The 17,424-nt window shown below is 38.3% G+C and carries 20 protein-coding genes; 12 read left to right on the plus strand and 8 right to left on the minus strand.

The genetic code is table 11. From position 1 onward, the window contains the following. The first annotated feature begins 41 nt into the window (after positions 1-41). Both ACDZ29_RS23820 and ACDZ29_RS23825 read left to right on the plus strand, forming a co-directional pair. On the plus strand, positions 42-2,375 hold the full coding sequence (locus tag ACDZ29_RS23820; RefSeq protein ID WP_375088890.1) for a histidine kinase: 2,334 nt from the start codon (positions 42-44) through the stop codon (positions 2,373-2,375). A gap of 139 nt (positions 2,376-2,514) precedes the next feature. Then, complete coding sequence (locus tag ACDZ29_RS23825) at positions 2,515-4,314, plus strand: S9 family peptidase (protein ID WP_375088891.1); 1,800 nt, start codon at positions 2,515-2,517, stop codon at positions 4,312-4,314. A 45-nt stretch (positions 4,315-4,359) separates the two neighbouring features. Here the strand turns inward: ACDZ29_RS23825 and ACDZ29_RS23830 are convergent, their stop codons facing one another. Continuing rightward, positions 4,360-5,124 carry a class I SAM-dependent methyltransferase gene (locus ACDZ29_RS23830; protein ID WP_375088892.1) on the minus strand — a complete coding sequence of 255 codons (765 nt, stop codon included), beginning with the start codon at positions 5,122-5,124 and terminating at the stop codon, positions 4,360-4,362. A 175-nt stretch (positions 5,125-5,299) separates the two neighbouring features. Between ACDZ29_RS23830 and ACDZ29_RS23835 the strand changes: the two genes are divergently transcribed. Continuing rightward, complete coding sequence (locus tag ACDZ29_RS23835) at positions 5,300-5,560, plus strand: hypothetical protein (protein ID WP_289325059.1); 261 nt, start codon at positions 5,300-5,302, stop codon at positions 5,558-5,560. Positions 5,561-5,838: 278 nt separating this feature from the next. On the opposite strand, the gene ACDZ29_RS23840 is transcribed toward ACDZ29_RS23835, so the two are convergent. Continuing rightward, the gene (locus ACDZ29_RS23840) at positions 5,839-6,498 is read right to left on the minus strand and encodes a formylglycine-generating enzyme family protein (protein ID WP_375091210.1); all 660 of its coding nucleotides are present in this window, start codon (positions 6,496-6,498) and stop codon (positions 5,839-5,841) included. Between the two features lie 200 nt (positions 6,499-6,698). On the opposite strand from ACDZ29_RS23840, the gene ACDZ29_RS23845 reads away from it, so the two are divergent. The 5 genes from ACDZ29_RS23845 to ACDZ29_RS23865 all read left to right on the plus strand — a co-directional run bounded on the left by ACDZ29_RS23845 (position 6,699) and on the right by ACDZ29_RS23865 (position 10,909). Continuing rightward, positions 6,699-7,496: a DUF2935 domain-containing protein gene (locus tag ACDZ29_RS23845; RefSeq protein WP_375088893.1), complete on the plus strand. Its 798-nt coding sequence runs from the start codon at positions 6,699-6,701 to the stop codon at positions 7,494-7,496. A gap of 234 nt (positions 7,497-7,730) precedes the next feature. Continuing rightward, a complete protein-coding gene (locus ACDZ29_RS23850; RefSeq protein WP_375088894.1) occupies positions 7,731-8,381 on the plus strand; it encodes a GntR family transcriptional regulator in 651 nt (216 codons plus the stop codon). A 116-nt stretch (positions 8,382-8,497) separates the two neighbouring features. Then, positions 8,498-9,286 carry an SDR family NAD(P)-dependent oxidoreductase gene (locus ACDZ29_RS23855; protein ID WP_370015063.1) on the plus strand — a complete coding sequence of 263 codons (789 nt, stop codon included), beginning with the start codon at positions 8,498-8,500 and terminating at the stop codon, positions 9,284-9,286. Positions 9,287-9,319: 33 nt separating this feature from the next. Next, positions 9,320-10,072, plus strand: coding sequence for an SDR family NAD(P)-dependent oxidoreductase (locus ACDZ29_RS23860; RefSeq protein ID WP_289316447.1), 753 nt, complete (start codon positions 9,320-9,322; stop codon positions 10,070-10,072). Between the two features lie 51 nt (positions 10,073-10,123). Next, positions 10,124-10,909, plus strand: coding sequence for a glucose 1-dehydrogenase (locus tag ACDZ29_RS23865; RefSeq protein ID WP_375088895.1), 786 nt, complete (start codon positions 10,124-10,126; stop codon positions 10,907-10,909). A 249-nt stretch (positions 10,910-11,158) separates the two neighbouring features. On the opposite strand, the gene ACDZ29_RS23870 is transcribed toward ACDZ29_RS23865, so the two are convergent. After that, positions 11,159-11,314 carry a DUF4021 domain-containing protein gene (locus tag ACDZ29_RS23870; protein ID WP_289325084.1) on the minus strand — a complete coding sequence of 52 codons (156 nt, stop codon included), beginning with the start codon at positions 11,312-11,314 and terminating at the stop codon, positions 11,159-11,161. A 220-nt stretch (positions 11,315-11,534) separates the two neighbouring features. Between ACDZ29_RS23870 and ACDZ29_RS23875 the strand changes: the two genes are divergently transcribed. Next, positions 11,535-12,182 carry a lysozyme family protein gene (locus ACDZ29_RS23875; protein WP_375088896.1) on the plus strand — a complete coding sequence of 216 codons (648 nt, stop codon included), beginning with the start codon at positions 11,535-11,537 and terminating at the stop codon, positions 12,180-12,182. A gap of 89 nt (positions 12,183-12,271) precedes the next feature. Here ACDZ29_RS23875 and ACDZ29_RS23880 read toward each other — a convergent pair whose 3' ends face one another. The 4 genes from ACDZ29_RS23880 to ACDZ29_RS23895 form a co-directional block, all read right to left on the minus strand. Beyond that, positions 12,272-12,823, minus strand: coding sequence for a DUF402 domain-containing protein (locus ACDZ29_RS23880; RefSeq protein WP_375088897.1), 552 nt, complete (start codon positions 12,821-12,823; stop codon positions 12,272-12,274). A gap of 220 nt (positions 12,824-13,043) precedes the next feature. Continuing rightward, positions 13,044-13,544 (minus strand): VOC family protein, encoded by a 501-nt coding sequence (locus tag ACDZ29_RS23885; RefSeq protein WP_375088898.1) that lies wholly within the window; start codon positions 13,542-13,544, stop codon positions 13,044-13,046. A gap of 306 nt (positions 13,545-13,850) precedes the next feature. After that, positions 13,851-14,264 carry a VOC family protein gene (locus tag ACDZ29_RS23890; RefSeq protein WP_375088899.1) on the minus strand — a complete coding sequence of 138 codons (414 nt, stop codon included), beginning with the start codon at positions 14,262-14,264 and terminating at the stop codon, positions 13,851-13,853. A 66-nt stretch (positions 14,265-14,330) separates the two neighbouring features. Then, positions 14,331-14,798 carry a DinB family protein gene (locus tag ACDZ29_RS23895; RefSeq protein ID WP_375088900.1) on the minus strand — a complete coding sequence of 156 codons (468 nt, stop codon included), beginning with the start codon at positions 14,796-14,798 and terminating at the stop codon, positions 14,331-14,333. Between the two features lie 152 nt (positions 14,799-14,950). Between ACDZ29_RS23895 and ACDZ29_RS23900 the strand changes: the two genes are divergently transcribed. Both ACDZ29_RS23900 and ACDZ29_RS23905 read left to right on the plus strand, forming a co-directional pair. Then, complete coding sequence (locus ACDZ29_RS23900) at positions 14,951-15,211, plus strand: hypothetical protein (protein ID WP_375088901.1); 261 nt, start codon at positions 14,951-14,953, stop codon at positions 15,209-15,211. Positions 15,212-15,649: 438 nt separating this feature from the next. After that, on the plus strand, positions 15,650-16,030 hold the full coding sequence (locus tag ACDZ29_RS23905) for a VOC family protein (RefSeq protein ID WP_063233829.1): 381 nt from the start codon (positions 15,650-15,652) through the stop codon (positions 16,028-16,030). Positions 16,031-16,130: 100 nt separating this feature from the next. Here ACDZ29_RS23905 and ACDZ29_RS23910 read toward each other — a convergent pair whose 3' ends face one another. Beyond that, positions 16,131-16,451 carry a 2Fe-2S iron-sulfur cluster-binding protein gene (locus tag ACDZ29_RS23910; RefSeq protein WP_289325090.1) on the minus strand — a complete coding sequence of 107 codons (321 nt, stop codon included), beginning with the start codon at positions 16,449-16,451 and terminating at the stop codon, positions 16,131-16,133. A 267-nt stretch (positions 16,452-16,718) separates the two neighbouring features. Between ACDZ29_RS23910 and cdaS the strand changes: the two genes are divergently transcribed. After that, entirely contained in the window at positions 16,719-17,339 is a 621-nt protein-coding gene (gene cdaS, locus ACDZ29_RS23915; protein ID WP_289327315.1) for a sporulation-specific diadenylate cyclase CdaS, read from the plus strand. Positions 17,340-17,424 lie beyond the last annotated feature (85 nt).

Raw genomic sequence — 17,424 nt, forward strand, 5'->3', positions numbered from 1 at the left:
TTGGAGGGTTTAGACGACTCTCCTTTTGAAATAGAACAATAATGGAGGTGTTAATTCTGTCGGAACAATTTCGAAGGAGAACACCAGATGAAATTCTAGAGTCGATTTCCAATATCAAAAGGGGAAAGCTGAAAATCATACTTGGAGCTGTAAGCGGTTCAGGCAAGACCTACCAGTTGCTTCTTGAAGGAAATGAAATGAAGAAACGTGGGATTGATGTAGTTGTCGGGGTAGTCAACAATTCCTGCAGTCCTGGGACAATTAAACAATTAGGGAGTCTTGAACTTATATCAACTATAGAATGGGAGCGAAATGAACACGTAGAACAGGATCTTGATTTAGATAAGATTTACAAACGGAATCCGGAGGTTGTTTTAGTTGATCGATTGGCTCATGAAAATCATATAAATTCAAAAAACGCCACCCGATTGGACGACGTTATGGAATTAATCAGGAATGAAATCAGTGTCATTACGACGATAAATATTTATGAGTTGAAAGGGGTGAAGAAAGTCGCAGAACAATTACTGAATCTTCCACTTCACGTAGACGTTACACTTCCAGAAGATACTTTGACAAAGGCTGATGAAGTACGTTTATTGGATGTCACCCCTGAAGCCATATTAAAACGTCTGCAAAAAGGGGAAATCGGTAAAAAAGACGACGAAGGGCCGTTACAGTTTTACAACAACGGAAATCTAGCCACTCTTAGGGAATTGTCACTTCGGTTTTTAGCGGAAGAAGTTGAAGAGGACCTGACTGAACACAGGGAACTAGAAGGGTTAATGGGGCCTTCAGGTGCCACGGAACGAATATTGGTCTGTGTCCAATATCATTGGAATGGCTCCATATTAATAAGAAGAGGAGATCAGATTGCCAAGCGGTTGGGCGGTGAGCTTATAATCGGCAGCTTTATCCCACTATCAAAAAAACTATCAAAAGAGGAAGAAATCTTTAAAAGCTCCATGCAAAAACTGATCAATAAATTAAATGGAAGTTTTATTGAGATTACAATGAAGGGAGACGAAATAGCAGAAGAAATAGTTGGATTCTCCATGCACCATTATATAACTCGAATTATCCTGGGCCAATCCAAAAAGCCAGTGTGGGAAGAAATGGTCAAAGGTTCCATAGTCAATAAAATATTGAGAAAATCCAAGGGCATTGATGTTTATATTGTGGCAGACCGAGTAAAAGCAATTGGTGAGAGAATCATTCCCGCAATCAAGACGGAAAAAAGGAGGGAAAATCCTTATCGCAGGCTCTCGCCCGATGAAATGCATGATAAAGTCGAAAGGGTGAAAAAAGGGACATTTAAGATTTATATCGGAGCTGCTCCTGGTGTTGGGAAAACATATACAATGCTAAGGGAAGCAAATCACCTGAAGGAAAATGAAATTGATGTAGTGATTGGATTATTGGAGACACACGGGCGTAAAGAGACAGCTGCCCAAGTGGGAAATTTAGAAATCATGCCAAAAAAAATTGTTCCATATAAAAACGTATTATTGGAGGAAATGGATCTAGATTCAATTATCATTCGGAATCCTGAAGTAGTCCTGATAGATGAATTAGCACATACGAATGTACCGGGAAGCAAGAATCAAAAAAGATATCAAAATGTAATGACCATTTTGGAAGCCGGAATTTCGGTTATTTCCACCATGAATATTCAACATATAGAAAGTTTGAAAGATAATGTCAAGCAAATTACAGGTGTGTCCGTAAGAGAAACAGTACCCGACAGCATTCTTCAATTATCGGATGAACTTGAGTTGATCGATATCTCACCACATGCGCTCAGAAAAAGGATGGAGGAAGGTAATATATATGCCATGGATAAAGTGGAACAGTCCCTTAGCCATTTCTTCAAGACACAAAACCTTATAGCGTTGAGAGAACTTGCGCTCCGTGAATTAGCAGATGATGTGGATGACAGGTTAGAGTCAATGAAACGTAAGGAAGGAGTTAGAGGACCATGGAGAAAAGATGAAGTGATTTTTGTCAGTGTCAATCTTAGAGCAAATGCTGAGCGTTTAATTAGAAGGGGGTTTCGCATAGCCTATCGTCTTAAAGCGGATTGGTATGTTATTTTCGTAAAACATCAAAATGAACTGCAAACTGATGAAAAGGTGATACTAGATAAACTGGTAAGCCTTACACAACGCTTAGGAGGCGTTTTTGAATTATATACAACGAGGGATAGACGATCTGTGGTCAATGAAATCAAGAAACAATTACATGACAAAAAAGCATCACAAGTCATTTTAGGACAATCAGCAAGAACGAGATGGCAAGAAATGATGGGTGGATCTATTGCAGCTCGTCTACTAAGAGAAGCTAGACACCTGGATGTTTTGATCGTAGCTGATTAAATCTCCAGGAGGTAGTTATTTTTTTAGAACTGATGATCATGAATTTCATGAAATTCATTTTATCTATAGCTATAAGGAAAAATATGGTACAATTAATTACAGAATTTTCATTATATAATAAAAATAAGGGGTTGCCATGATGATCACTTTTCCCAAACCTGATGTTGAGCAATTTTTACGAACTTTTTCCATTACTGATTTTGTAGTAAGTCCAAATGAAAAACATCTGGTCTTCAGTACGAATTTGAGTGGCAAGTATAATTTATGGGGAATGGATTTGCCGAACTGCTTTCCTTATCCACTTACATCCATTGATCAAAGCTGCCATGAGCTGTTATTTGATAAACAGAGCCGGTTTATAATTGCTGGTTTCGATCAAGATGGTAACGAAAATACCCAGTTTTACGGAGTTCCCTTGAAGGGCGGGCAAATGAAGGAAATCGTCCACCATGAAAATACACGTAATTTCATGCCAATTCTATCGAATGATGGCAAAAAACTCTATTATACGACATCAAGGGGAAATCCTTCCTTTCTAAATTCCTATTGTTTAGATTTAGAATCAGGACAGGAAACACAGGTCTTGGAGGGGAAAAATGCAGCGACCTATATCCTTGGTTTTAGTCCCGATGAAAAAACCTTTCTTTATCACAAACACTATGCAAATACATATTCCCTTCTCTATGCAAAAAGCGGGCACGAACATGTCCTGCTCACGCCGCCTACCGAGAAACAACACACAGTGAATGATGGTGTTTTTGTTTCAAATTCGATGATATATTTATTAACTGATTATGATTCGGATTTTACCTATTTGGCTTCATACAACCTTGAAACAAACCGATTCATTAAAGTTAAAGAATTGGAGAATGAGAGTTTTACTGCGATGAAATATAGTAAAGAGAATCAACTATTATATGTAACCAGTCAAAAGGGTGTAGAGGATCAGTTATATGAATTCAATCTGCAAAATGAAGATTGGAGAAATATCCCTGTGCCATGCAGCGTCATTAATAAACTTGAGGTCGCTGCATCAGGCACGCTTTACTTATTCGGCATGAGCGCAACCAAGCCTCATAATATTTATAAAAGATCAGGTGACGAGTGGGTGTCATTAACTAAATATACGGTTCCTGGCGTCGATTCTAATGAATTGGTCGAACCGGACATCATTACATACCCATCCTTTGATGGCTTGGAGATCGAATCGTTATTTTTTAGGCCAAACAAGGAAAATGATAATGGTGAAGTCATTTTTTGGCCTCATGGAGGACCTCAAGCAGCAGAACGGAAATTCTTTAGAGCTTCATTTCAATTTTTCCTGAATCACGGTTACAGTATTTTTGCGCCAAACTTTCGGGGTTCTACTGGCTATGGGTTGGAATTCATGAAAATGGTAGAGGGAGATTGGGGAAATGGGCCACGACTTGATAATGTAGCCGGCCTTGATTGGCTGATTGAACAAGGACATGCACAAAAAGGGAACATTCTATTGATGGGTGGAAGCTTCGGCGGGTATATGGCACTGCTGCTACACGGACGCCATGCGGATTATTTTAAGGCCGTTGTCGATATTTTCGGGCCATCCAACCTATTCTCATTTATCAATTCCGTTCCAGAAGACTGGAAGCCCGTTATGGATCAGTGGGTAGGAAATCCGGAAAAAGATAAGGAAAAACTAATCGAGTATTCGCCTATCACCTATTTGGAATCCATGATAAAACCAATGCTTGTCATTCAAGGAGCAAACGATCCCCGTGTCGTCAAAGAGGAATCAGATCAAATCGTTCAAGCATTGAAGGACAAAGGAAGAGATGTCGAGTATATGCTTCTAACAGATGAAGGACATGGTTTTTCCAAAAAAGAAAATGAAATTGCCGTCTATCGAAAAATACTCTCATTCTTAAATCGATTCGCTGGAGTGACGGAGAAGGGATAACCCGCGTTACAATTGAATTGGAAACCCTGCCACTCACATTCACTTTCAAAGTGATGAGCAGGGTTTTTCATGTTGGAGAGCTGGATGTTCTTTTTTGGATGATTTACTTGCTCTGTATACTCTATAACCGAGGCTGTTTCCGTAAGACAAAATTAGGCGGTAATGTTCGTCCATGACTCGTTTCAAGGATTCATTCAAAGGCTGAATGGGGCTACTTGATGCTGAAGAATTCAATAATCCCTCTAATACGGTACTCGATCTCAAGATTTTTAGATCTGTAAATCCGTTTTGTTGGAAGGCCTTTAACCATTCGGATTGCGTCAATACTTCTCTTAAATTATAAAAGTTCATGATTTCTTTTTTTGAGGCAGAATCAAGGCTGGTTTCTGCTGTCATATCAATGGATAACAAAGTTCCTTCTAGTTTAAGGACCCTATAGAATTCACGGAGTGATTTTTGTATATCAGTGAATGCAGTCGTAGATTCGGCTATGATAAAATCAAAAGAATTATTGTCAAAAGGCAGTTCTTCTATTGAAGACTTATATAGGTCAATGCTTAAGTTAGCTTGTTGGAATCTTTTTTTTGCATGATTGACCATCTCAGGGTGATTATCAAGCGCGGATACTTGGCAAAGAAACGTTTTTGCCAAGTAAGATGAGGTTTGCCCTGTCCCGCATCCGGCATCAAGGATTATTGACGTATGATCGATTTTTTCATTTTTCAAGAGTTGCTTAGTCAGTTCAAATCCACCAGGGTGTGCCCCTTCAATTCCAAATATGGCTAGTGCGTCTTGGTATGAATGGTTCATGGCATAATCTCCTTTGGTACATGTATAAAAGTATTTTATGCTTTGGTTTCAAAGAGTGTTTTACTATTGACAAGGAATACGGGAAAGACTTTTAAAGGATTGGTGGGTATTTAATCCATGCAGGCTAGTCCCCGAATGCATACGATGTAGAATCGACTAACAAGGGGAGTGCAAAATGGGATATCATAATTATTATCACAAATGCAGGCAAGGTGTTGGAAGACCGGTTGAAATTCGGACAAGTAGAGGAACCGTACATCGGGGAATCATACACCGGGTTACGCCAAACCGTGTATATATTCGTCCATTTGACGGTAGCGGAAACTTTGGGGGTTTTGGTTATGGAGGTTTTAATGCAGGATATGGGTGGGGTGCCGCAAATGGATTTGCCTTTGGTGCAATTGCATCTTTAGTCTTTCTCGCATTTCTCTGGTAATCGAATGATGAAAATTATAAAAAATCTGATAAATTATCAGGTTTTTTTATTTTGTACCCATCGGAACCTTTACAAAAAATGGAAATAAATATGGATGGATGTACGACTAGGATACATGTAAGAAGAGTCATTTTTCTGGACTTAAACTTTGATGCGATTCTTTTTGGAATGAACCCAGTTCATTTTTGGGTGCATACAGCTGGTCTTTCTCTGTTTCCCCACCTGTTATCCGTTAGTAAAACTGTAAAGCCTTGAATGAATTTGGCTTGTTGCTGAAGTTAAAAAGACCGGGCAAGACGGAATCCTAGGTCGTCTATGCAAAATGTCGGATGGCTGCGCCGACGACATGAAGCTCCACAACCCCTGGCATCCTCAGCCCAGCTACCTCCTCGAAAAATACGGTAGGTGCCATACACTTGTTCATCATATAGATCCCAACACCATTCCCAAACATTCCCTAACATATCATGCAGCCCCCATGGATTTGGTTCCTTTGTTCCTACTTCATGGATTATGCCCCCTGAATTTTCGTTATACCAGGCAATCTTATTCAGCTCTCCGTATCTATAACCAGCAGTCCCGGCTTTACATGCATATTGCCATTCTGCTTCTGAAGGAAGTCGAAAACCGTTTGATTCCCAATCACAAACAATGTTTTCACCATTAATAGAATAAGACTCTCCCAGTCCAGCTTTCTGTGAAAGTAGATTACAAAAAGAAATTGCATCATTCCAAGAAATATTCACAACAGGTTTTAAATCTCGATCAAAAGAATTAGGTGATTTATTTGTAATAGCATAGTAGAGATCCGTAGTAACAGGATAACGGGCAAGAAGGAACGGGCTTATTTCAGCTTTCCATTTGCTTTTTATTCTATCGTCCCTTAATTCTATTTCTCCCCCTGGAATTTTCACCATTGGATAGTCAATGTAATTCATTATTTCCTTTGACAATCTACCTTCCTCCAAATGATCATAATTTTACGGATTTTACCACAATCTGAACCGTTACATCAATACAAATATTATGTTTGCTTTTGCAGATAACTTCCAGGGAATTAAATAACAGCTAAAACAATTAGTTATAAACAGAGTATATATAAGTGGGGATTCGTTACTTTTAATATGGGGGAGAGCAAATGAACGAGTTTTTGGAGAAAACAGCAAGATTCGAGCATCGTTTTTGGCTGCAAATCTTAGGTGACCATGCCAGGTTCATCCATGAGTCTTTAGCTCCGGTTGAAGTGGAAAACATTGAAATGGCCTCAGAATTCATTCGAGTTTTTGATACTCTCCTTGGTAAAGCCAATTCGGAGGAGATTTCGCAACTTACTGCCATTGCAGAATCTGAGGCGTTAAGACTTCGTGAGTTTAAGCTATGCCTTTTAAAAGAGCATCTGGTAGGTAAAATTAAAATACATCTTTCACCTACATTCCTAAATCATATGGTGAACGAATTAGAAGAATATTTAAGATTATTGAAATACTTCAATTCAAATCAAATGCCGCCGGTTTTTCATGAACTCCATCATCATTTGATTTGGTTGTTAGATGCGGCAGGGCATGCAGGTGCAATATCATCCAATATGGATGAAGTTGAAAAAAGATTAAAGGAGAAAAGTGAACAATATAAAAAACATTTTAATGATTTTTATATTAAAGCTGTTGAGATGGCTGGATATTTACGAACCAATTTGTCAACATTCCCAGCATTGGAAAAAATGAATGCGGACGTCACATTGGAGATTAAACTCTTTCAGCACTTTCTGCTTGAATTGGAGGAACTTGAGCTTAGTGCACAGGCTCTTGGAACGCTTTCCCCATTAATGGCAGATCATATGTGGCGTGAAGAATGTTATTATTTAACCAAACTCGCTGAGTCGACAAACACAGAAAAGCCAAACTGCGATCCAGCAAAACCGAGGCTCGTGGATTAATATAGTGCATATGGAGCCCTTCTATTAGTCGGGCTCTCAGTTTGTCGACAAAATGGAGGGATTACTGAAAAAAACTTTGTCAACAGCCTGGGTTTTACCCATAGGACATGGTTTAAGACGTTTTGGTTGTTTCCATTACGGGTGCTGTAAATTTATAAGGAAGATAATTCCTATCAATATGATATACTAAAATGACTAAAATTAATTATTATAGAAGTATAGGAGTGCTGAAAGATGTTTGGAAATACTTCCAATTTGACAGATGGCATTTATTTTGGAGAATCGCTGCCACAACAAATCGCTAAACACATTTTAAAAAAAATCATTGAAGGGGAAATAGAAGCTGGAGAGAAAATCGTCGAAGAAGACATTTCCAAAGAATTGAATACGAGCCGTGCACCAGTTCGCGAAGCCCTGTATCTATTGCAGGTTGACGGTATTGTTGAGAGAATACCGAGGCGGGGAACGATCGTCAAGCCATTTTCACAAAAGGAAATCATTGAATATAATGATGTTGCGATTGGGCTGATCCAAATGGGGATTGAATTTTCCCAAGGGAATTGGCACGAAGAAAATAAGCAATCATTAAGAAAGCATTTGGAAAGTGCAACCGATGTGTGTGAAAAAAGTAATGTAATCGAGTATCAAAAAAGGGCTACACAGATATTTCGATATATTTTTTCAATCGCTAAAAACAAAGCTTTATCAAGATTTTTTGAAGAGGCCAGTCATATTCTCATGGTTTTTGCCCAAAGTCAATGGAGTATTGAAACAATGGAAAATTTCCATTTTAGTTTAAAAATGTCCATTGAGGCCATTCTCGAAGACGATGTCATTAGAGCAAAAAGTGAAATTCATGAAGCCTTGAATCGTGGAGTGATGTAGAGTCTTTGACGACTCTAAAGTTAAATTGTCGACAATCGACAAAAATAATGTTATGATGTAACCGTATTCAATAAAGAATATCATCACGAAGATCAAAGGGAGAAAGGGAGAATACTATGCAAACATTTGATTTTATAGAAAAAGTAGCAATCGTTACCGGTGGCGGCGGGGGTATCGGCCGGGCAGCGTCTATTACACTTTCAGAAAATGGAGCCAAAGTGGTTGTTGTAGACCTTTCCGAAGAGGCTGGCATGCTAACGGTAAATAAAATCAAAGAAAAAGGCGGCGAAGCGAAATTCGTTAAAGCCGATGTTACAAAGGAAGACGATATAAAAAATTATGTTCAAAAAACGATAGATTTCTATGGGAAAATCGATATTTTCCTGAATAATGCAGGGTGGGAAGGCAAAATAATGCCGCTTATTGACTATCCTGCTGAGGTTTTCGATCAATTAATGTCAATAAATGTACGCGGCGTTTTCTTGGGCTTGAAACATGTATTGCCCCATATGATCGAACAAAAAAGCGGGGCGGTCGTGAATACTGCTTCTGGAGCTGGTTTACTGGCAACGCCAAACATGGTGGCATATGGCGCAAGTAAACATGCGGTTCTTGGAATGACGAAAACAGCTGGTGTCGAAGTTGCTCCCCATGGTGTCCGGGTGAATGCCGTTTGCCCCGGTGTGGTCAATACCGCTATGATGCGTTCGATTGAAAGCGGATTTGGTCAAGGTGATTCCGCGGCAGCTGAAAAGGCTAGAAAACAGCTGGAAGCAACAACTCCGGATGGCCGTTATGCCGAACCGCAGGAAATTGCAAATCTAATGATGTACTTAGTATCCGATCTTTCCAGCCACATTACGGGTCAAGAACTTGTAATCGACGGCGGGGCCATTTTAATCTGATAAGCAAAAACTTTATTATTGGGGGACGAATAGATGAGTTTAAAAGGAAAGGTCATAATAATTACAGGAGCAGGCAGCGGAATTGGAAAGGAAACGGCATATAAATTAGCTGAACAGGGAGCTATTGTCGTAGCGGCTGATTACAATGATGTTGCGGCTAAGGAAACTGCGGAGATCATTCAACAAAAGGGAGGCACGGCATCTTTTGTGAAAGTGGATGTAGCTAAAGCGGAAGAAGTGGAAGCGATGGTCGAAGCTGCAATCGCCAATCATGGCACCATCAATGGCATTTTCAACAACGCTGGAATTGGACTAGTAAAACCATTTTTGGAGATGGATCCAGAGTCATACCACAGAGTCGTGGATGTTGACCAACACGGCGTTTATTATGGCATGTATTATGCAGCAAGGAAAATGGTGGAGCTTGGTGTAACAGGCGCCACAATCGTTAATACAGCCTCAATATATGGGACGATGGTTTCTATTGGCAGCTTTAATTACCATGCTGCAAAAGCTGCAGTCATCGCCATGACCAAATCTGGAGCAATTGAACTTGCGCAATATGGGATTCGTGTTGTCGGTGTGGCACCAGGTTTTATCGAAACACCGATCATTGGTGACGATCAAGAGTTCCTGGACAGTTTGGCACAACTCCATATGAGGAAAAAATTGATTCAGCCAGAAAAAGTTGCAGAAGTAGTAACCTTCTTGTTCTCTGAAAAAGCGGATGCCATTAATGGACAAGTCATTCCGGTTGATGATGGATTCCTAAGCTTTAAGGGGTAATCAGTATAATCAAATAGATTTTCGATAACTTAAAAAAGGGAGTTTTGACATATGAGCAATCGATTCGATGGCAAAGTTGTAATCATTACTGGGGCAGGATCAGGCTTAGGACAAGCGGCCGCATTGGAAATGGCTAAAGAAGGGGCTAAACTTTCATTAATTGATTTAAACGATGCAACTTTGGAAGTGACAAAAAAATTAATCTTAGAAATTGCACCAAAATCCGACGTGATTCTGATTACTGCAGATGTATCGGATGAAGAAGCAGTAAAGAACTATGTAGACCAAACAGTCAGCAAATATGGTAGAGTCGATGGATTCTATAATAATGCGGGTATCGAAGGTAAACAGGCCCCAATGGCGGAATACGATAGCAAAGTTTTCAACAAAGTAACCGACATCAATATCAATGGTGTATTCTATGGTATGAAATACATTCTGCCAATCATGAAAGAACAAGGATCAGGGGCAGTGGTGAACGTGGCCTCCGTAGGTGGAATTCGTGCTGTGCTTAACCAAAGTGCGTACGTTGCAAGTAAACATGCTGTAGCAGGCTTAACAAAAACAGCTGCCATAGAATATGGTCAATATGGAATCAGCATAAATGCCATTGCACCAGGAGTAATCTTAACAGCGATGGTAGAAGGTTCATTCAGGCAAATAGGCGGAGAGAATTGGGAGGAAGCAATGGCGGATTTCGTCAGTGTGAATCCTAAGAAACGCTTCGGTAAACCTGAAGAAGTCGGCCGTTTAGTCGCGTTCCTATTATCAGGGGAATCAGAGTTCATCAACGGGGTAGTCATTCCGATTGATGGCGGACAATCTTCACAATACTAATTAAGCAAAGGGAGTGACTGTATTAGGTCACTCCCTTTTTAATGGTATCCTTAATAGTTAGTGACCAAACGGATTCAAATTTGGAAAAAACGAAGACTTTCTGGGTTTTCGATTTATTGCACATTCAAAAATCTGTTCATATGAAACAAAATACGACCCTTTAGAATAGATTCAATAAGCTCCTAACAGATGAACACATAAAAAAAAACGCCATATAAGGCGCTTAACATATATTAAAGAAACCAATCTTTACTTTTCTTTATCGTGAAGCTTATCTTCATATTCTGTTTCCAACATACCATACAGACCATTCATTTCTTGTTCATCAGGATCTGCCCCAAACTCTTTTCTATATTTTTTCTTTTTATCATCATGGATTTCTTCTTTTTCATTCTCCTTGTCCATACATATCACCTCCAACCAATAGGGTGTCTCATTGTCCGAATAAATATACGTGAGTGAGCTTAGGTGCATTAGGGTTTGACACTAAGGTCAGAAATTGAAGATTGATTACTAATTTCATTAAGCTCATTTTATTGAACTATTAATTGGTATTCTAAATAGTTATTACTCTTACTATTTGTTAAGATATAAATATATAACTTAGAGATAACGGAGAGAGAATTTGAAGAAGAAACGTAAGAAATCAAAGAATTTTTTTGTGATTTTTATCCTGATTTTCGTATTTTTGCTCATAAAGGAAATCATGCAAACCCCCTATTCCGAAAATGTTTCCACATCAGTAAATACGCTTGATTCTTTTGCGAACGTGAAAAGGTATAGTTCACTTCTACGTGAGGAGTTGGCTAAGTACGGACTTGAGGAGCATACTTCGACATTGATTGCTTTGATGCAGCAGGAAAGCCGAGGGCGGGGCGGTGACCCAATGCAGGCATCTGAGTCAGCGGGGCTTGATCCAAATACAATCACAGATCCAACGGAGAGCATTAAGTATGGGGTAAAACATTTTAAGAGAATCAATGAATATGGCAATGAAAAGGGCGTGGATTTTGCCACGATCATTCAAGCATATAACATGGGAATTGGTTATATTGATTTCGTTGCGAATGAAGGGGGCAAGCATAATGAAGAGCTTGCGAAGAGGTTCTCCATGCTTCAGGTAGAAAAAAACCCCACGCTCTATGATTGCGGCGGAGACAAAGAGAATTTCCGATATCCATATTGCTACGGTGACTACTCATACAGTGCGAAGGTATCCAAGAACATTGAGGATCTTTCCGACAGTCTATCGGCTCAAGCTGATGGTGAGTGAGGGAGAACAAAAAGCCTACTTACTGAAGTAGGCTTTTTGTTTATGGTAATGGTTTTCGTGTTGTGAAATTTAAAGAATCGAAACCAATGTCATCTCTTGTTCAACCATGGAAGAATGTCTTTATGTTTATAGAGTTTCCCGGATTCTGAAATGGTTTGTGATAGAAGACTATCAATGGAATTAAGTAAAGAGTTTAGGGCTTGTTTAACAGAACCGTTCTCAAATTGGTCTAATGGCACAGGTAACTCATCTTCGTCCAAAATAAAGTAATCCCCATTAGGAAGAACCAAAATATCAATGATCAAATCTTCAAAGGATACCAATCTATCCGTCATATATGTATTTTTTACAATATTGAAATAGGAACCTAGATAATTCCCTTCATTATCCCTCCAAATGTAGAGATTATAAGGGCGATCCTTCCAATAATAAGCAATCGTATAACTGCCTATAGGAATGGTTAATTTTATAGAACCTGCTTTCATCGTGAACGAATCCATGATTTCATGAAAAAGCACGACATGTTGATTTTGTGCTTTTATCAGCATACAGATGTGATCAACAACTATGGAGTCGTAGCGGATTTTTCTTTCTATTATTTCATCGCCACGTTGAAGTGCCTGTGTAAATATATTGTCCATCGTTTCTATTTCTCCCTTAAAAACTATGCCATTATACTTAAGAAGATTTTACTTTTCTAATAGGGTATCGCCAGAAAAATGCGGATTTTAAATTTTAGGAAATTCAAATATCAAAACCTACTTTCACGCCTGCAATACCGAGAAACTAGGCTTTAGTCACTTCAAAATCGTACACTTTTCTGGAATAAACACAACTTGCTAGATAGTAGTTTCTTGGATCCTATCCTATATACGCCTGCTTTAAAGTTTTAATGTCAATTTTCTTCATTTGGAGCAGCGCTTTCATAACTCTTTCCGATATTTCAGGATTGGAGTCGTTGACCATCTCGGATAGATTCGCAGGGACAATTTGCCATGACACACCAAATTGATCTTTCAGCCAACCGCACACTTGTGCCTTTTTGTCTCCGCCTTCGGAAAGTTTTTCCCAATAATAATCCACCTCTTCTTGATCATCGCAATTGATGATAAATGATATTGCCTCGGTGAATTTGTATTGCGGACCGCCATTTAATGCTACGAATGTTTGTCCTTCCAGTTCAAATTCCACGGTCATCACTGATCCCTCTAGCATCCCGTGGATTTGATTTCCTTCATTTCCATAGCGGGTGATTCTTCCAATCTTAGAATTTTCGAAGATGGAAGTGTAGAACTTCGCCGCCTCTTCAGCTTGTCTATCAAACCACAAGTTGGTTGTGATTTTTTGAATTTTATTTTTCATGATTTTTTCTCCTTTATTGTCTTCATGTTTAGCCGGTTTTCGATACATATTATCAGGGAAATGCGAATTTATTCGATAAGATTAAATATCTTGAAGGTACCCCATTACTATACACCATTTATCATGACCCAAAAAAATCATGTTAGGGTTAGGGTGAAGTCAACAGCCGTTTTGTGTATTCATTTTTCCCTATCATTTAACTATTTCCCTATGCTAGTTACAATATCTTTGCCTCCTGGTGATGGAAATACAAAAGGATATAGAAACTTTTCACCATTGAAAAGTCCTATATCCAAATTTCATTTCTCAGCCCTCGAAGTTGAATTGCCATTTGATTCCGAATTTATCGGTTAACTGACCGTAAATTTTACTCCAGAATGTTTCTTGGAGCTCTAGACCAACAGTGCCGCCTTCACTTAGTTTGTTAAAGATCGATTTAATTTCATCCAAATCATTACTGACATATGCCAGGCTGATATTGTTTCCTTCAACAAAAGGCATACCAGGAAAAGTATCTGAAAACATGATATTGCTTCCATTAATATTTAGCCTTGTATGCATGACTAAATCTTTCGCTTCTTCTGGAAGAGTAAATTCCGGATTAGGCGGTGTTTCCCCAAAGGTCATGATATTTGGTTGTTCCGTTCCAAAAACCTCTGCGTAAAACTCTACAGCTTCTCGACAATTTCCATCAAAATTAAGATATGCATCAACTGACATTTATCTCACTCCTATTTTTTTATTTCTTTTTCGTTGCTACAAGTTTAATGACATTATGTTTCATTATTACCTGACGAAAAATTCCGGTGGTTCAATACCGAGCGTTCTAAGATAGATATAACCCTGTCCCCTATGATGGATCTCGTTTTCCAAGGCATATTGAAGTCTATCAAAGTGGCTTTGTGAGGGACCGAAAAAGGGATCCTTTTCCACCACTCCAAGTGTTTCCTCGGTCATTTCCTCCCACAGTTTCCTAGTATCATCCCTTATTGCTTCGCATGCTGATAACAGTGCCTCTTTTGTAGTAATTTCAGCAAATGAATCTGGATACTCCCATTTACCAAGTGCAATTCCACGAATATATCCAGTCTCAATGTTCATGATTTCTTTAACCATCTCTGCGAAAGGGCGAAGCTTCCCGGCCGGTGTATAGTGGAATAATTCCTCTTCAGGAAAGGCTTCCACCACCCGCAACGTCAATCTCCTGTTGCCTTCCAATATATTAAACAAACCCTCTTTTGATAGAACCACCATTTCACTCTCCTTTAGAAATACTCTGTATAGAAGTTCTGGGAAAAATCGAAAAGTCCTGCAAAATTCTGTATATAAAGATTGCATAACCTTTCTTAACTATCGGGGGAGACTTATAATTAACACTTAGATAATTAATAAAGGGGAAATGACATATGTTCGGTTCCTTAAATAGAACAAAATTAATAAAAAATGATTTAAAAGGCATTGCGAAATTAATGTATCAGGATGTGTCAGAAGATACTTGGGATCAAGAGAACTTAACAAAGAGAAATTTAGATTTCACCATTGAAAGTATTCGCTATATAGATGCCTATACGGAAAGATTAAGTACTACTCAAATGGGTAGTGAACTTTTAAAGTTTCATTTTGATAATTTTGTGAAAAGGATAGGTGCCTATATCGGTAAGTTATAAGAAGGCATATAAATCAAGATTATAAATGGTATGAATATGATTCTGTACATCATTTTTCTTCTACACTTGATGGGGTGCATAGGGGCATTAAATCAGAGACGGTTCTTTATTCCAAAAAGAGAGATTGAGTTATAGTACCATTAACTGTGGTAGCGCAATTTCTGGAAGGGAATACACATACAGATTTTTTGGAATATGTAGAAGAAATAATAAAGCAAAATTCGTAAGAGATATCTGCTTTTTTTTAAGCAATTGTCGAGATTCAAAAAATGTTGATTTATTTGACTTCCCAAAAGACGGGAATTTGAATTTTGGTAAATATTGATTAAATCTTGCATTTATAATACGATTAAATCAGTTATATATTTCCAACCAACATCATGCTTATACGTAAATGATATCTTTAATAACGGAACCAGCAGAAAGGAAGAGAAGCAAATGATTAATAAAGTCGGTCAAATTATGTTATATGTAAATAACCAAGATGAGTCATTGAAATTTTGGACGGAAAAATTCGGTTTTAGCGTAATTTCTGAAGAAGATAACGGCCAAGGACTAAGATGGATTGAAATAGCCCCAACAAAGGAAGCACAAACGAGCATCATCCTGCATAATAAGGAGTTCATTGCTAAAATGCAGCCTGAATTAAATCTTAATACACCTTCGTTAATGTTTTACTCGGATAATCTTGATGAATTATATAAAGACTTTTCGGAGAAGAATATCAAAGTGGGAGAACTTGTAAATATGCCATCTGGAAGAGTCTTCAATTTTGCTGATAATGAAGATAATTACTTTGCGGTCATGGAAAAGAAGTAACTCTTTTGGCTAAAGATTAAAAAAACATCAAAACGACTACAAAAACTATTTTTAGTCGTTTTGATGTTTTTTGATTAAACTACGGCACTTATGAAACTATTTAGTCAGCAGGCCTTGGCCCAGCAGGAATTCCAGAGTTTTCTACCGTCTTGATCGGCCGAATGGTTATGTCTCCATTCACGTAAATTTGACAAGATAAACGCAAATGATCTTCCATTCCTTTTTCTTCAAAGCTCTTTTTTTCTTTATGTGTGTCCTCCAAAAAATCACCTGCCAATATTTCAACTCTGCAAGTTGTGCATTTAGCCTTCCCTCCGCATCGGTGGAGAATATTTATACCGTTGTCTTCCAATGCCAATACTAACTTTTTTCCCATTTCAACTTCAAACGTTCCTTGATCAAATACTGATACATAAGGCATCTAATACCACCTCTTATTATAGGATATCTTTCAACAGGTCATTAACATATCTATTCTCTTACCTTGTCCATATGACATAAAAAAATGTGAAGTCATAGTAAAGATGAATAATTAATTATCGTGAAGACAAACTTTAAGTACATTCAAAATTATAAATTTAACAAGGCATAAATAGAGCTAGGGAAAATAAGAATGGTCTTTTAGAGGCCCATTGAGATTTATTGAAAAAAAGAAAGTGAAATAATAAAAGGAGGGAGGTGCATGCCTGTGAATAATGGCAATTGTGATTTTTCACCAATGAAACAAATGTTAAAAGAGGATTTACGTCAAGTAATATCGGCATTACAGGATAACTTAGACGCAATGGGTGACGAAAGTTATTGTCTTCTTGGAAATTTCGAGAAAATAAAGGATAAATTCATATACATCGATATGAAAGCAGCAACGTTTTATTTGAACTGTTATTTGTCACCGTTTACGGACAAATATCCCGAATTATCAATTTGCGTACAAAATTTGTCGAATTTGAGACATGGCGGGTTGATTGTGATTCAACGGGGAGATCCTCTTGATTCATTGATTCAACCCGGTATTTCAATAGGAGCGGAGTTAACCCATTCTTTATTGGAATCAATTTTTTTCCCTGGAAATCCGCTACATGATGGTGCCGTTTTGGTTAGTCAAAATCAGATTGTTTCCGCAGCAAATGTCCTCCCGCTTTCAGACAGATCAACAGGGGGAAAAAAACTTGGAACACGCCACCGCTCAGCATTAGGTTTATCTGAACGAAGTGATGCCCTTGTATTGGTAGTATCAGAGGAAACAGGAAGAGTTTCATTTGCGTTAAATGGGAATCTGTACCCAATTAATGCACATGGGCCGATATAGAATTTTTGAGAATTAAGTCCCAGGGTGATTATAATGTTCTAGGTAATTCACACCTGTAATATTCATTTGTGTAAAAACGTAAACG

Origin of the sequence: Peribacillus sp. RS7, assembly GCF_041956845.1 — a bacterium.
Classification (GTDB): Bacteria; Bacillota; Bacilli; order Bacillales; family DSM-1321; genus Peribacillus.

What these genes read in the sequence shown, in the direction of transcription:
- ACDZ29_RS23820 (WP_375088890.1), top strand. Translation starts at nt 42, where the DNA reads ATGGAGGTGTTAATTCTGTCGGAACAATTTCGAAGGAGAACACCAGAT.
- ACDZ29_RS23825 (WP_375088891.1), top strand. Translation starts at nt 2,515, where the DNA reads ATGATCACTTTTCCCAAACCTGATGTTGAGCAATTTTTACGAACTTTT.
- ACDZ29_RS23830 (WP_375088892.1), bottom strand. Translation starts at nt 5,124, where the DNA reads ATGAACCATTCATACCAAGACGCACTAGCCATATTTGGAATTGAAGGG.
- ACDZ29_RS23835 (WP_289325059.1), top strand. Translation starts at nt 5,300, where the DNA reads ATGGGATATCATAATTATTATCACAAATGCAGGCAAGGTGTTGGAAGA.
- ACDZ29_RS23840 (WP_375091210.1), bottom strand. Translation starts at nt 6,498, where the DNA reads ATGAATTACATTGACTATCCAATGGTGAAAATTCCAGGGGGAGAAATA.
- ACDZ29_RS23845 (WP_375088893.1), top strand. Translation starts at nt 6,699, where the DNA reads ATGAACGAGTTTTTGGAGAAAACAGCAAGATTCGAGCATCGTTTTTGG.
- ACDZ29_RS23850 (WP_375088894.1), top strand. Translation starts at nt 7,731, where the DNA reads ATGTTTGGAAATACTTCCAATTTGACAGATGGCATTTATTTTGGAGAA.
- ACDZ29_RS23855 (WP_370015063.1), top strand. Translation starts at nt 8,498, where the DNA reads ATGCAAACATTTGATTTTATAGAAAAAGTAGCAATCGTTACCGGTGGC.
- ACDZ29_RS23860 (WP_289316447.1), top strand. Translation starts at nt 9,320, where the DNA reads ATGAGTTTAAAAGGAAAGGTCATAATAATTACAGGAGCAGGCAGCGGA.
- ACDZ29_RS23865 (WP_375088895.1), top strand. Translation starts at nt 10,124, where the DNA reads ATGAGCAATCGATTCGATGGCAAAGTTGTAATCATTACTGGGGCAGGA.
- ACDZ29_RS23870 (WP_289325084.1), bottom strand. Translation starts at nt 11,314, where the DNA reads ATGGACAAGGAGAATGAAAAAGAAGAAATCCATGATGATAAAAAGAAA.
- ACDZ29_RS23880 (WP_375088897.1), bottom strand. Translation starts at nt 12,823, where the DNA reads ATGGACAATATATTTACACAGGCACTTCAACGTGGCGATGAAATAATA.
- ACDZ29_RS23885 (WP_375088898.1), bottom strand. Translation starts at nt 13,544, where the DNA reads ATGAAAAATAAAATTCAAAAAATCACAACCAACTTGTGGTTTGATAGA.
- ACDZ29_RS23890 (WP_375088899.1), bottom strand. Translation starts at nt 14,264, where the DNA reads ATGTCAGTTGATGCATATCTTAATTTTGATGGAAATTGTCGAGAAGCT.
- ACDZ29_RS23895 (WP_375088900.1), bottom strand. Translation starts at nt 14,798, where the DNA reads ATGGTGGTTCTATCAAAAGAGGGTTTGTTTAATATATTGGAAGGCAAC.
- ACDZ29_RS23900 (WP_375088901.1), top strand. Translation starts at nt 14,951, where the DNA reads ATGTTCGGTTCCTTAAATAGAACAAAATTAATAAAAAATGATTTAAAA.
- ACDZ29_RS23905 (WP_063233829.1), top strand. Translation starts at nt 15,650, where the DNA reads ATGATTAATAAAGTCGGTCAAATTATGTTATATGTAAATAACCAAGAT.
- ACDZ29_RS23910 (WP_289325090.1), bottom strand. Translation starts at nt 16,451, where the DNA reads ATGCCTTATGTATCAGTATTTGATCAAGGAACGTTTGAAGTTGAAATG.